Annotated in this window: 14 protein-coding genes and 2 tRNA genes; 5 read left to right on the top strand and 11 right to left on the bottom strand. The window is 29.6% G+C overall.

From position 1 onward, the window contains the following. Positions 1-33 precede the first annotated feature (33 nt). On the bottom strand, positions 34-627 hold the full coding sequence (locus tag B3N22_RS12445) for a DUF1836 domain-containing protein (protein WP_286907566.1): 594 nt from the start codon (positions 625-627) through the stop codon (positions 34-36). Positions 628-1,546: 919 nt separating this feature from the next. Here B3N22_RS12445 and B3N22_RS12440 point away from each other — a divergent pair. After that, positions 1,547-1,786 carry an AbrB/MazE/SpoVT family DNA-binding domain-containing protein gene (locus B3N22_RS12440; RefSeq protein ID WP_021803662.1) on the top strand — a complete coding sequence of 80 codons (240 nt, stop codon included), beginning with the start codon at positions 1,547-1,549 and terminating at the stop codon, positions 1,784-1,786. 83 nt (positions 1,787-1,869) lie between these two features. On the opposite strand, the gene rsmI is transcribed toward B3N22_RS12440, so the two are convergent. From rsmI to B3N22_RS12420, 4 genes are all read right to left on the bottom strand, one after another. After that, positions 1,870-2,709, bottom strand: a complete 840-nt coding sequence (gene rsmI / locus B3N22_RS12435) for a 16S rRNA (cytidine(1402)-2'-O)-methyltransferase (RefSeq protein WP_286907564.1) — start codon at positions 2,707-2,709, stop codon at positions 1,870-1,872. Then, positions 2,702-3,466 carry a tRNA1(Val) (adenine(37)-N6)-methyltransferase gene (locus tag B3N22_RS12430; protein WP_286907561.1) on the bottom strand — a complete coding sequence of 255 codons (765 nt, stop codon included), beginning with the start codon at positions 3,464-3,466 and terminating at the stop codon, positions 2,702-2,704. Before B3N22_RS12430 ends, rsmI begins: the two co-directional genes overlap by 8 nt. Before the next feature lie 103 nt (positions 3,467-3,569). Continuing rightward, a complete protein-coding gene (locus B3N22_RS12425; protein WP_238907306.1) occupies positions 3,570-4,775 on the bottom strand; it encodes a C40 family peptidase in 1,206 nt (401 codons plus the stop codon). A 363-nt stretch (positions 4,776-5,138) separates the two neighbouring features. Beyond that, the gene (locus B3N22_RS12420; protein ID WP_021803665.1) at positions 5,139-5,438 is read right to left on the bottom strand and encodes a hypothetical protein; all 300 of its coding nucleotides are present in this window, start codon (positions 5,436-5,438) and stop codon (positions 5,139-5,141) included. 137 nt (positions 5,439-5,575) lie between these two features. Here B3N22_RS12420 and B3N22_RS12415 point away from each other — a divergent pair. Continuing rightward, a tRNA-Pro gene (locus tag B3N22_RS12415) sits at positions 5,576-5,651 on the top strand. A gap of 31 nt (positions 5,652-5,682) precedes the next feature. On the opposite strand, the gene B3N22_RS12410 is transcribed toward B3N22_RS12415, so the two are convergent. Together B3N22_RS12410 and B3N22_RS12405 are read right to left on the bottom strand one after the other, a co-directional pair. Further along, on the bottom strand, positions 5,683-7,080 hold the full coding sequence (locus B3N22_RS12410) for an N-acetylmuramoyl-L-alanine amidase (RefSeq protein WP_238907305.1): 1,398 nt from the start codon (positions 7,078-7,080) through the stop codon (positions 5,683-5,685). 55 nt (positions 7,081-7,135) lie between these two features. After that, the gene (locus B3N22_RS12405; RefSeq protein ID WP_275299651.1) at positions 7,136-7,258 is read right to left on the bottom strand and encodes a hypothetical protein; all 123 of its coding nucleotides are present in this window, start codon (positions 7,256-7,258) and stop codon (positions 7,136-7,138) included. Positions 7,259-7,355: 97 nt separating this feature from the next. Between B3N22_RS12405 and B3N22_RS12400 the strand changes: the two genes are divergently transcribed. Both B3N22_RS12400 and B3N22_RS12395 read left to right on the top strand, forming a co-directional pair. After that, entirely contained in the window at positions 7,356-8,708 is a 1,353-nt protein-coding gene (locus B3N22_RS12400) for a [Fe-Fe] hydrogenase large subunit C-terminal domain-containing protein (protein ID WP_238907304.1), read from the top strand. A gap of 121 nt (positions 8,709-8,829) precedes the next feature. Further along, the gene (locus B3N22_RS12395; RefSeq protein WP_238907303.1) at positions 8,830-9,477 is read left to right on the top strand and encodes an HAD family hydrolase; all 648 of its coding nucleotides are present in this window, start codon (positions 8,830-8,832) and stop codon (positions 9,475-9,477) included. A 40-nt stretch (positions 9,478-9,517) separates the two neighbouring features. Here the strand turns inward: B3N22_RS12395 and uraA are convergent, their stop codons facing one another. Both uraA and B3N22_RS12385 read right to left on the bottom strand, forming a co-directional pair. Then, positions 9,518-10,810: a uracil permease gene (uraA, locus tag B3N22_RS12390; RefSeq protein ID WP_238907302.1), complete on the bottom strand. Its 1,293-nt coding sequence runs from the start codon at positions 10,808-10,810 to the stop codon at positions 9,518-9,520. Between the two features lie 180 nt (positions 10,811-10,990). Continuing rightward, positions 10,991-11,737: a peptidylprolyl isomerase gene (locus B3N22_RS12385; RefSeq protein WP_286907556.1), complete on the bottom strand. Its 747-nt coding sequence runs from the start codon at positions 11,735-11,737 to the stop codon at positions 10,991-10,993. A 160-nt stretch (positions 11,738-11,897) separates the two neighbouring features. Here B3N22_RS12385 and bcp point away from each other — a divergent pair, with 160 nt between their 5' ends. Then, positions 11,898-12,365, top strand: coding sequence for a thioredoxin-dependent thiol peroxidase (bcp, locus tag B3N22_RS12380; protein WP_286907536.1), 468 nt, complete (start codon positions 11,898-11,900; stop codon positions 12,363-12,365). A 12-nt stretch (positions 12,366-12,377) separates the two neighbouring features. Here the strand turns inward: bcp and B3N22_RS12375 are convergent, their stop codons facing one another. Continuing rightward, on the bottom strand, positions 12,378-12,605 hold the full coding sequence (locus B3N22_RS12375; RefSeq protein WP_238907299.1) for a hypothetical protein: 228 nt from the start codon (positions 12,603-12,605) through the stop codon (positions 12,378-12,380). A gap of 281 nt (positions 12,606-12,886) precedes the next feature. Beyond that, positions 12,887-12,962 (bottom strand) — tRNA-Phe (locus tag B3N22_RS12370). Positions 12,963-13,183 lie beyond the last annotated feature (221 nt).

Raw genomic sequence — 13,183 nt, 5'->3', positions numbered from 1 at the left:
TAAATCCTCAAAATATCGAGGATTTATTGAAATTTATTTTTCATTATATTCATTTACTATTTTCTGCACTAATTTTTTAATAACACTTGCTTGCGCAATCAAAGATAATACTAATAAAAATATCTTTATTCTTTCTTCATCTTTGTCTTCAAGATTTAAATCTTTTACTATATTTTCTAATTTTGAATCATGTAATACAGATGAGTTTTTTATATCATTAAAACTTTCACTTTGTATATCTGAAAATATTTTATAAGCAGACTCCCAGTCAATTATATCATCTGCTCTAAGATTTATTTCATTAAATGCTAGTTTAAATACCTTTTTTATTTCCTCTGTAGTAAGTACTGGTCTCATATAACTAAGTAATACTAATTGTGCTAAATGAACTTTAGTATATCCTCTTTTTTTACCATCTTCAGGCTTAGTTATAACTTCACTTTTTATATAGTTCTGAACTATATTATTTGTATATTTATCGTCAACAAATTTATCATTTAAGTAATCTATAACTTGTGATAAAAATAAATCATATTTAGGTAAATCATCATAAGATATCATACTATTTTTAGACATCTCTTCTGCCAACTTCGCAATGTATTCTTCATCAAATCTTTTTTCATCCATAAGAGTACCTCCACATTAAAATCCACTATATCTGTTATTATATAGTATACCAAAACTCTTTACAAGTTATCATCAATTTATTAATAATATTTTATTTTAATAAATCCTTATTTTAAGACCCTTAGAGTTACAATCCACAGTTATAAACAAGTTATCAACATATATTGTGGATAACTTCAAAAATTATGTGAATATAAATTTATTACATCCATTTTTATCCACATAATTCACATTTACCCTGTGGATTATCTGTTTATTACTTGTGGAACACCTGTTGAATAATTAGCTATTTATCAACATTTTTCTCTAATATGCTTTTGTCAATATAAATACTTCAACAAATAATTTTTTATAAAACATGAGTTTTTATATTTTTTTAATATTTTGATTATAATAATAAAAAAAATTTATATATATTGTAATGAATTATATAATAAATTGTTACATAAAATAACTATCTTAGTATTATTCGTCAAACTAACTAATTATTTATTTATATTTCTGTAACTTATACTTTTTATTGACATATAATATATAGAATCATTGTTAATATAATCCTTATTTTATATACACTTTCGACATATAATCTTTATTTATGGTAAGTTATTACTTTTTTATCACAGAAATTTAATTTTCTAAAAATATTATTATTCTTCATATATCCAACTATATTATATCCCTAAAACCCTTATAAATACTTATTTTATTCATTTCATCTATATGATATTATTACCATTTATTTGAAAACTATACTATTGACATTTCAATTATTTGGTATTATATTAATCTTAGATGTTATTTAAGTAAGAAATTTGTAAATATTGCAGTTATTTAGAGAAAATGTATTGACTTTAAATTACATCTTTGCTAATATTAATATACGAAATGTCGAATGTTGTAAAACGAGGAGGAAATTTATATGAAATCAACAGGTGTAGTAAGAAGAGTTGACGAGTTAGGAAGAATAGTTATTCCAATAGAGCTAAGAAGAACATTAGATATCGCTGAAAAGGATGCTCTAGAAATATATGTAGACGGTGAGCAAATCATATTAAAGAAATATGAGCCAGCTTGCATATTCTGCGGAGATGCAAGAGATGTTACTAACTACAAGGGAAAAAATATATGCAAGAACTGTATGGCTGAATTAAAAAAATAATTAAAATTATTTTTAATCCATAAATAAATCAATATGTATATATGGTTAAAAAAGCACTTCAACCCCAAGAAGTGCTTTTTTTATTATAGATCAGTTGAATATTTATATACCTCTGACTTAGGCATACTTCTTTCTTTTGCCACTAATTTAATTGCTTCTTTTTTACTATATCCTCTATCTACATAAAGTATTATATGCTCTTCCACTGTAGTATTTTCCCATTTAGCCTTTTGTTCTAAGTCTATTTCCTCTTGACTTTTTCCTTCAATTACAACTACAAACTCTCCCCTTGGGTTATTTGTATTAAAATGCTCTATAACCTCTGAAATTAATCCACGTACTATTTGTTCATGAAGTTTAGTTAATTCCCTACAAATAGCCACTTTTCTATCTCCTAATTCTTCATGAAGAAAGCTTAAGGTATCTTTAATTCTATGAGGAGCCTCATAAAATACCAGTGTTTCTTTATGGTTTTTTATTTCACTAATTAATACTCTTCTTTCTTTATTTTCTCTAGGTACAAAACCTCTAAAAGTAAACTTAGTTGTATCTAAACCTGAATTAACTAACGCTGTTATTATTGCAGTCGCCCCTGGTAATACTTCAAACTCAACCTCTTCCTCTATACATCTTTTAATAATCACACTTCCTGGATCAGATATCCCTGGAGATCCAGCATCACTAACCAAAGCTACAATCTCTCCACCTTTTACTCTATTTATTATCTCTTCTGATTTCGTTAATTCATTATGTTGATGATAACTTATCAGTTGTTTTTTAATATTAAAATGGTTAAGAAGTTTTATTGTTTGTCTAGTATCTTCAGCCGCAATAACATTACACTCTTTCAAAACATCTAATGCTCTTATAGTTATATCCTTTAGATTACCTATTGGCGTAGGTACTATATATAATTTACTCATTATCTTTCTCCCTTCCATATATACGGTCTATTTCCTCGCTATAGCCTCCACAATCATTATATACATATAAAGGTGCTTCCCACTTAAGAAAAGCCCCTCCATCCCTCTGTGCCTCAATTAACACTATATTAGGAGGTTTTTTAGTATTTGGATGAATCATTCTAATTCTTTTAGGTTCTATCTTATGCTTTCTCATCAAACATAAAATATCCGCCAATCTTTCTGGTCTATGTACCATATATAATTTGCCATTATCTTTTAATAAAATCCTGGCGCCTATTATTACATCCTCTAATGAGCATAAAATTTCATGTCTAGCTACAGCAAGTTTATCACTGCTATTTATTATTCCTGAAGAATTAAGTTTGTATGGGGGATTTACTGTTATAACATCAGCTTTCTCTATTGTTTTCATAAGTTCTATATCTTTAATATCCCCTTTAATAAACTGTACCTTCTCCTGTGCATTATTTATTTCTACGCTTCTTTTTGCCATTTCGACAAATTCTTCTTGTATCTCAATACCGAGAATACTCTCAGGAGATTTTTTCCCATATATTATAAATGGTACTATTCCTGTTCCAGTACAAATATCAATTACTCTATGTCTTCTTTTAACTTCTGCAAAATTAGCTAATAGTACCGCATCTATCCCAAATCTAAAGGCTTTCTTTTTTTGAATAAGATGAATTCCATTAAGCTGTAGGTCATCAAGGGTCTCGTCATCTTTAATAAAGCTATTTATATCCAAATTCATCACACTCCAACTATCTATTACTTATCCATTATAAAGATTAATTATAAAAACTTCAAAAAAAATTTAGAGGATGTTTTAAACACCCTCTAAAATAAACTATATTCTATTTCACTCTTCTAGCTGTGTAGAAGGACCAAATATTTGATACTTTAACTACATCTCCTGTTTGCGGTGCATGAATCATTTGACCTCCTCCTACATATATACCTACATGATGAGAACTAGTAAAGACTAAATCTCCAACCTGAAGGTTAGAATAACTCACTGGAGTTCCGTTACCCATTTGAGCATCTGTATCTCTACCTATAGATATACCTGCTTGTCTATATACGTATTGAGTAAATCCTGAACAATCAAATGAATTAGGTCCGGTTGCCGCCCAACGATATGGCACTCCTAATTTACTATATGCTATAGAAAGAATTGCTGAATCCGATGCAGATCCTGCTCCATCACCTCTACTTAAAGATGGTGCTGTTTTTTGCTGAACTAAACTTTTAGCTTTTTCTATTAAGTCAAATAGTTCGCTATCAGCTTGAGAACTTTTAACATTCTTTCTTAGAGATCTTAATGTTGTTATAGCATTATTTAAATCATCAACTGAACTACTTGAATTATTTACTATATTAGCAAAAGGCCTATATAGATTTCTTTCAACTGTAATTAAATCATCCGCTATCTTATCATATTCTGCTTTAGCTTGATCAACATAAACTTGTTGTTCTGCTTTTTTAACATTTAGTTCTTCTAATTTTACTTTATTATCTTTATTTAAATCTTCAAGTTCTTGAATCTTAGTTTTCAACGTCGCAATGTGTTCATCATATTCTTTTTTCTTTTCATTAAGCTCATCTATGATTTGCTTATCTAAGCTCATTATCTTACCAACTGCCTGAGCCTTAGAAACAAAGTCTCCTAAGCTATTAGCACTTAATAAAAGTCCTATGTAGCTTTCTTGTCCACCTGATTTGTATAGAGCTCTCATTCTAGCTCCAAAAACCTCTTCTTTTTCAGCTAATTCTTTTTGACTTTTTTCAATTTCTTTTTTAGTATTATCAATTTCTTTATTTGTATTTGCTATCTTAGTATTATTTTCATCCACAGCTATTGCTATTGGTTGAATTTGTGCATCTAATTCATCTACTTTATTCTTTAACTCCGAATACTTACTTTTTGCATCTGCCGCCTTTGCACCCTTTTCGTTAAGTTCCTGCTGTTGCTGCTCTGTTAAAGGTTCTGCCCATACTTGTACACCTGTTCCGAATACTAGCGAGGCTGCAAGTAAAGCTGATATTGCCTTCTTCTTCATAAACACCTTGGCATTACTAAGCGAATAAGTAATACCTTCCCCCCTTCAATTAATTAGTAAACTGTTATAAGTATAACACTTTTCCTATTTACAACCAATCCCAATTCGTCCAACAACTAAAATTTTACAATTTATTAAAAACTGCCACAACCTATCCAACATTAAAGTTGTCAGATAAAATGTTTACAGTCCATTGTATTTGTAAATACAAACATGTTGTGAACAAAATATTATTAGTTGTTTTACCTATTATAATTCTATGCTCCATATAAGTATATTATAATATTTAGTTAAATATCAAGCGTAAAGTGCTACAAATCAAAAGACCTTGCTTCTTAATACATAAACAAGGTCTTTAACTATTTATTTATATTTAGCACTTAGTCTTCCTTGGATTAATCCGGCTGATATCATAATTACAGCATAAGCTCCCACTATGTACAATGAATACTCTTTAAAAAAGTAATCCACAACCCCTAATAGTACACCTATTCCCCCTAAGCATAAATTAAAAAACGCATTAAATCTAACATAAGCCGTTTTATCATTAGCGATACTTGCACTCTCTATAATACCTCTTACTTTTTTACTTAACAAAATGCTTGTTCCTAATATTAGAAACCAAAGGCTTGCTAGCACCATGATCACAGTAGTTCCTCTCATAGCAATTTACCTCCCTTTATTTTATAAACTAAAGGTATTATATACACTGTATAAATAAAAGTAAATACAGTCTTAGAATATTTTAATTAAAATTATTGACATCTTTAAAGAAACTATTTATAATAATCTATGTGCTACGGGGTGTAGCGCAGATGGGAGCGCGCGTGGTTTGGGACCATGAGGTCGCAGGTTCAATCCCTGTCACCCCGACCAAAAAAAAGAATTGCTTAGGCAATTCTTTTTTTTATATAACAATACTTCTTAATTTACTTATTACATCTAAAATATCTTCTATAGTTTGCTCATAACTCTTATTTTTTTCCTGTAATGACATATTAGTTGCATTTAAAGCCTCTTTAAGTTTTTTCTCCTGTGCCAAAAATCCTTCTACTGAGTTAATATATATTTTTAATTCTTCAGTTCTGCTTTTAAGCTTTTCTATATCATTAATAATACTACTAACTTCCTTTTTTAGTCCTTCAACACTATCATCATCATTTACTAACTCATCGTTATAGTTATTCCCATCATTATTATCATCAAGTTTTATAGGTGCTATCCCCTCTTCTGAGTAGCTTGACTCTATTTCCTTAACTAACTCTAATACCTTCATTCCATAGTCATCTAAAGGTGACCAATTTCCCGATAAGTCTTCTATATATTTTGCTTTACCTAATAAATAAGGAAAATGTCTAGGATCCCTACTTATTCTTTTAGGATAAATAACGCCTCCTGCATAAAGTCCTAAATGATCTAAATGAGCCTCAACACCACTTGTCCAATTGTTAAATGTTGCATATCCTCCATTTTCATCATTTACATCATTACTTATCCTTAATCCACATGGATTCTTATACTCGTTCTTAAAAACCCCATTAAAAGTTCCTAAATTAGTTTCTATAGCACTTTGTGCATATGCTACTACTGGATTTACTCCAGACTCAATAGATGTATTCCAATAAATTTCTGCAAGTGCAATAAACTCTTCTGTAGCTCCCTTTTTTCTAGCCCATTGAAATGCTTGATACTTTGTTGCAGTAGATGTTGATATTATAGGGGTTCTCGAATTAATAACTATGTCTTCATCTATTCCCATAGAAATTTCTTCTCTTCCAATATGTCTAAGAAAACCATTAGCTATAGAAAGTGCTATTTTGTCTCTAAAGTAATCTTCTTTAAGCAACGCTTCTTCTTTTGAGTTACTAATGAAACACGTTTCTACTAAAATTGCTGGCATCTCAGTTTCTTTTAGAACCGTAAAATTAGCAAACTTTACACCTCTATTTTTTAAACTAACACCAGAGACTATCTTATCTAACACATTAGTAGCTAACCTCTCGCCTTCATCACCTTTAGTAAATGTATAAACTTCCGTTCCCTCAGCACTATCTACACCCGAGCTATTAATATGAATACTCATAAAACATCTAGCTTTATTTTTATTAGCAATTTTAGCTCTCTCTTCTAAAGTCACATATCTGTCATCATTTCTAGTCAAAATTACAGATATCTGTTTCTTATCCAAATACTCTTTAATCTTATTTGCAATGTCCAAGGTTAAAGATTTTTCTACCAAAGAGCCTTCTCCTCTAGCCCCATAATCTGATCCTCCGTGACCCGGATCTATAACTAAATCTACCATATCCACCTTCCTAAATAAATTACTACATATAATATATATTTTGTAACTTACATAATTATTTCACTTCTTCCTTATCAGACATAATATTTTCATAATATTTTTCGCTTTTTGAAGCAGCTACACAAAGACTCCAAAATATAAGTATTAAAAATATATAAATTCCTATCAATATTTTCATAAGTTTTCTCTCCTATAATCATAATAGTTATAAATAATGGTTAATCTAACAAATAGAAAAGTTTACTAAATTAGTATTTACACTTAGGAGGAATATTATGAAAAAAATTTACGAAGACTTATTTAAAGAATTAGTTAAATCCTATTATGATGGAAATTTTAATTCAACCTTAGAAAATATAATGAATTCTCCAAACTTTGATAAGATTGAAGCTATGTCTGTAATCTCTTCATTATGTGGTGTTGATGTTAAAGCTGATGAAAATTTCATTTATAACCTAAAGAAAGCTATTACAAACTATAAGGTTAGAGAAAAAATAATTGAAAAAGTTTCCTCTTGTTCTAGAGACTGTACTTCTGAAGCTGGTGAGAAAACCAAGTGTCAAACCGCCTGTCCCTTTGATGCTATTTTAGATGATCCAATAAAGGGAACTACTTATATAGAAACTGAACTTTGTACTGACTGTGGCATATGCGTGGATGTTTGTGATAGTGGTAAATTTATAGATAGGATTGAATTTATACCAATAATAGATTTACTAAAAAATAATAAAAAAGTAATAGCAGCTGTTGCTCCTGCAATATCTGGTCAATGGGGATCTGATGTAACAATGGACCAATATAGAGCTGCTTTTATAAAAATGGGATTCTCAGACATGATAGAAGTTGCTTTTACAGCTGATATGTTAACCATAAAAGAAGCTGTAGAATTTAATCATCACGTTAATAAAGATGGTGACATTATGATAACCTCTTGTTGCTGTCCTATGTGGGTTGGTATGTTAAAAAAAGTATATCATGATTTAGTTAAAGATGTTTCCCCTTCTGTGTCTCCTATGATTGCAGCAGGAAGAGTTTTAAAAGAGTTGAATCCAGATGTTAAGGTTGTATTCATAGGTCCTTGTATAGCTAAAAAAGCAGAGGCTAGAGATAAGGATATCTCAGATGCTATTGATTACGTGCTTACCTTTGAAGAATTAAAAGGAATATTTGAAGTTTTAGATATTAAACCAAATGAACTTCAAGGAATCCCTTCAATAGAATATGCTTCAAGAGGAGGAAGATTGTATGCAAGAACTGGTGGAGTTTCAATAGCTGTATCAGAAGCAGTTGAAGAACTTTTTCCTGAAAAACATATAAAACTAAAAACTGCTCAAGCTAACGGGGTAAAGGAATGTAAAGAAATATTAGAAAAAGCTAAGGCCGGAGAACTAGATGCCAATTTTATAGAAGGAATGGGTTGTGTTGGAGGATGTGTCGGCGGCCCTAAAGCCCTAATTCCTAAAGAACATGGTAAAACCTCAGTTGATGAATTTGCCTACAATTCAGCCGTTAAGGTAGCTACTCATAGCGATATTATGAAAGAAGTTTTAAGTAAGGTTGGTATAGATTCCTTAGAGGATTTTAAGAGTAAAGAAAAAATTAAAATCTTTGAAAGAGAATTTAGCTAAACTGTTTCATTAATGCAGTATATAGAGTTTGATATGCTGCATTAAAAATTATTATGATATTGAACTTAATAACTTTTTAATATACTATAAAAATAACATTAGGAATTTGGGGGAGATATATTTGTTTAAAGATGTACAAGCTGCAATATTTGATTTAGATGGAACTCTTATAGACTCAATGTGGATTTGGGATGAAATTAATATAACTTATTTAGAAAGTAAGGGAGCAAAAAGACCTTCTGATTTAGAAGAAAAAATAAATCATTTAAGTTTTAAGCAGACCGCTCAGTATTTTAAGGACAATTTTAATCTAAAAGAATCTACAGATGAAATAGTTAAAGAAATTAACGATTTAGCCTATGATAATTATTTGAATAAAGCCAGACTTAAACCTGGAGCTAAAAAATTATTAAGCTATTTAAAATCTAATGGCATTAAACTAGCTCTTGCTACTTCAAATTCATCACCTTTATTAGATATAGCTTTAGAAAGTAATGATATTAAGGATTTTTTTGATAACATCACAACTACGAATGAGGTTACTAGAGGAAAAAACTTTCCTGATGTATATCTTTTAGCTGCAAAGCGTTTAGGTGTGACTCCAGATAAGTGTATTGTTTTTGAAGACATACCCGCTGCTGTAGAAGGTGCTAAGGCTGCTGGAATGAAAGTTGTAGCAGTATATGATGAACATTCATCTAAGCATAGGGAAAAACTTATTAATAGTGCTGATAAGTATATTGAAGATTTCACTGAATTAGCTGTATAAAAAAAGCAGGAGATTTTAAAAATCTCCTGCTTTTATATTATTAATCTTCTTTTTCATTCATTATTCCTAGTGAATCAAATATCATAAAGCTTACACTTAAAATCATGGCAACTATAGTAGCTAGTCCCATTCCTTTTAATTCTACAGCTCCTAATTTTACAGTTATACCACTTAATCCTATTACAAAAATTACTGATGTTAAAATTAGGTTTCTTGACTTAGCAAAATCCACACCTTTTTCTATAAAAGTTCTTAAACCAGATGTAGCTATAGTTCCAAATAGAAGTAAACTAACTCCTCCTATTACTGGTACTGGTATACTGCTAATTAAAGCTGATAGCTTTCCTGAAAAACCTAATACTATAGATATAAGACCAGCTCCACATATAACATATACACTATAAACTTTAGTTAATGCCATAACCCCTATGTTTTCACCATAAGTTGTTGTTGGAACTGAACCAAAAAATCCTGATAGTGCTGTTGATAATCCATCTCCAAGAAGCGATCTATGTAGTCCTGGATCTTCAGATAAATCTTTTCCAACTATACTACTAGTTACTGCTAAATGACCTATATGCTCAGCTACTACTACAAAAGTTGCTGGTAATATTGTCATTATTGCTGTGAAATCAAATTTAGCTATGTTAATATCCGGTGTTACAAAGAAACTTGCTTGTCCAAGCGCTGTAAAATCAACTAATCCATTAGCGTATGCTGCAATATAACCTACCACAACACCTATTAATATAGGAATAACTTTTAAGAATCCTCTTAGTAATACACTACTTAAAATTACTGCTGCTAAAGTTATCATAGATACTAATATCCATTTAGGATTAGAAAACTCTGGATTATTAGATCCACCTACTGCGAATCCAGCCATATCTGCTGCTGTTGGTGCTAATTCTAATCCAATGATTGTAACTATAGCTCCCATAGCTGCTGGTGGGAATAATTTGTTTATCCAACCTGTTCCTGTAAATTTAACTATTATAGCAATTGTAGCAAAAATTAAACCTGAAACGACAAATCCACCTTGTGCATGTTGGAAGGTATACCCTTCACTATACAATAGAAAAACTGGTGCAAGATATGCGAAACTTGATCCTAAATATGCAGGTATCTTCTTTTTAGTAAGGAATGCATATAATAATGTACCTATACCGTTAAAAAATAATACTGTCGCTGGATCTATTCCAAAAAGAATTGGTACTAATACTGATGATCCAAACATTGCAAATAAATGCTGGATACTTAAAGGAATTGCTCTCTTTAGTGGCACACTCTCATTTACATCTACCACTGATACTTGTAATTGTTCATTATTCATTTGTTTATCCCCCTTGCTAGTCTCTCTGGACTAAGTTAAAAGCTTTTATAACTATAACATCTTTTATATTATATTTCAACATATTATGACTAAAATAATTTAGTTATAATCTCCCAATGATTAAATTCTTTAATATTTTCAATAAAAAACTCTAGATTTTAACAATCTAGAGTGATTTTATTATTTTCTATCTATAGTATACTTTGTACTTAATTCTCCAATTAAATCAAAATATTTCTTTTGTTGAGTCTCTTGAAGTAGTTGATTTACAACTCCATCCTTAACTTCTTCAAAATTTAAATCTTTACCAGCATTTTTAGCTTCTACCTTTATCAAGTGATATCCAAATTGAGTTTTAACAGGTTCAGTTACAACGCCTATCTCTGATGCAAATGCAGCTTCTTCAAACTCAGGAACCATCATTCCTCTTGAGAATGAACCTAAATTACCACCTTGTTCCTTAGATGGACATGATGAATATTGACTAGCCGCTTCTTCAAATGTTACGTTATTTGATTCTATTTCTTTTTTAATTTTATTTGCTTCTTCCTCTGAACTTATTAAAATATGTTTTGCTGTCACATTTTCTGGTTCTGAAAACATACTTCTATTTTCTTCATAGTATTTTAAAGCTTCATCATCAGTAACAGTTACTTCTGATATTACTTTATTAATAACCATTTGAGTTAAAAGTTCTTTTTTAAACTTTTCTACTTCTGTTTCAAATTCTTTAGTTTTATCTAAAGAAGCTTCTTTTCCAAATTGGAACATTAATTCAAATGAAATCATTTGTTCTAATAATTGTTTTTTACCTTGCTCTGTTGCAAACATCCCTCTTCTATCTTGAGGATACTTTAAAATAGCTTGCTGTAAATCCATTTCAGTTATTTCATTACCAGCTACAACTGCCAAAACTTTATTTTCCATACATAATCTCCTTTATATATAAACTTAACACTCTAACATAATAACATATTTAAGAAAATTAATACACTAAAGAACTCCATATTATCGTTTAACTTCCTTTTCCTTGATGATTAATAATAATTATTATATAATAAAATTATATACTTAGGAGGTAATAATTATGTCAAAAATTGAAATTGCAAATCTAGCACCTGACTTCATATTAAAAGGATCAGATGGAGAAACACATAAACTAAGTGATTATCTTGGGAAAAAGGTTGTTCTTTATTTCTACCCAAAAGACAAAACTCCAGGATGCTCTACGCAAGCCTGTGACTTTAGAGATAGTATACCTACTATAACTAACGAAAATGCTGTTGTAATTGGTATAAGTAAAGATAGTTTAGCCTCTCATGATAAATTTATTGCAAAATTCGGATTACCATTTTTATTGTTAAGTGATGAAGATAAAGAAGTTTGTGCGCTATATGATGTATTAAAAGAGAAAAATATGTATGGAAGAAAAACAATTGGTATAGAAAGAAGTACTTTTTTAATTGATGAAAAAGGTATTCTAAGAAAAGAATTTAGAAAAGTCAAAGTAAAAGATCATATTAATGATGTTATAGAAAACTTAAAAAAACTGTAGGAATATTAATTCCTACAGTTTTTTAATTACTGATTTTATATTCTTATTTTTATATTTTCTATATGAAGAGAAGGCCAGAGATCCTAATACTCCTAAAACTCCACCTAAAGAAAATCCAAACATAACATTGTCTACAACCACACCAATCAATACACCTAGACCCGCACCTAATGCAATTCCTTTTGCTAAATAATCATTTTCTTCTTCAGTTAAAGAAATCTTGTTAAAAACCTCCTTCATAAACCTCACCAACCCTTTTATTAAAATCTTATTATTGATTATTATATCCTCAATATATTAAGATTTTCTTACATTCTGCTTAAGGTAATATTAAATATACTTAAATTTTTATTTACATCTAGTTAATATATTTTAAAAAACAGAAACAAAAAATCACAGCTTTCACTGTGATTTTATCCAACTTGTAAACATCAACTAATTAATGTTAATTATCGGAGTTTTGATAGAGTTTTTACCGTTAACTCAAGAGAAAAATATAAGCCTAGTTAATACTAGGCTTATGGTGGCTCGAGCAGGAATCGAACCAGCGACACGAGGATTTTCAGTCCTCTGCTCTACCGACTGAGCTATCGAGCCATAAAATACTTTACTTAAATATTATATGGTTATCAATAAATTTTGTCAATATATTATAATTATTGATTTATTAAAAGTTTTTTATACAGAAAAAAATCAAAATATTTCTCGGGAAATAAAAGATTTTATCTGATTTTGACATATAAATATTTCAAAAAAAGAAACTACTACAATTTGCATTGTAATAGTTTCCTGTAAACAAATTATTTGGCGACTTCCTA

The organism is Clostridium sp. UBA1652 (assembly GCF_002320975.1).
GTDB classification, from domain to species: domain Bacteria; phylum Bacillota; class Clostridia; order Clostridiales; family Clostridiaceae; genus Clostridium_T; species Clostridium_T intestinale.
This window is presented reverse-complemented; position numbering and strand designations above follow the sequence as displayed.

Coding starts and splice junctions, on each gene's coding strand:
- B3N22_RS12430 (WP_286907561.1), bottom strand. CDS start 3,466: ATGAATTTGGATATAAATAGCTTTATTAAAGATGACGAGACCCTTGAT.
- rsmI (WP_286907564.1), bottom strand. CDS start 2,709: ATGAGTAAATTATATATAGTACCTACGCCAATAGGTAATCTAAAGGAT.
- B3N22_RS12410 (WP_238907305.1), bottom strand. CDS start 7,080: ATGGTAGATTTAGTTATAGATCCGGGTCACGGAGGATCAGATTATGGG.
- B3N22_RS12420 (WP_021803665.1), bottom strand. CDS start 5,438: ATGAGAGGAACTACTGTGATCATGGTGCTAGCAAGCCTTTGGTTTCTA.
- B3N22_RS12405 (WP_275299651.1), bottom strand. CDS start 7,258: ATGAAAATATTGATAGGAATTTATATATTTTTAATACTTATATTTTGG.
- B3N22_RS12445 (WP_286907566.1), bottom strand. CDS start 627: ATGGATGAAAAAAGATTTGATGAAGAATACATTGCGAAGTTGGCAGAA.
- bcp (WP_286907536.1), top strand. CDS start 11,898: ATGTCAAAAATTGAAATTGCAAATCTAGCACCTGACTTCATATTAAAA.
- B3N22_RS12400 (WP_238907304.1), top strand. CDS start 7,356: ATGAAAAAAATTTACGAAGACTTATTTAAAGAATTAGTTAAATCCTAT.
- B3N22_RS12375 (WP_238907299.1), bottom strand. CDS start 12,605: ATGAAGGAGGTTTTTAACAAGATTTCTTTAACTGAAGAAGAAAATGAT.
- B3N22_RS12440 (WP_021803662.1), top strand. CDS start 1,547: ATGAAATCAACAGGTGTAGTAAGAAGAGTTGACGAGTTAGGAAGAATA.
- B3N22_RS12385 (WP_286907556.1), bottom strand. CDS start 11,737: ATGGAAAATAAAGTTTTGGCAGTTGTAGCTGGTAATGAAATAACTGAA.
- B3N22_RS12425 (WP_238907306.1), bottom strand. CDS start 4,775: ATGAAGAAGAAGGCAATATCAGCTTTACTTGCAGCCTCGCTAGTATTC.
- uraA (WP_238907302.1), bottom strand. CDS start 10,810: ATGAATAATGAACAATTACAAGTATCAGTGGTAGATGTAAATGAGAGT.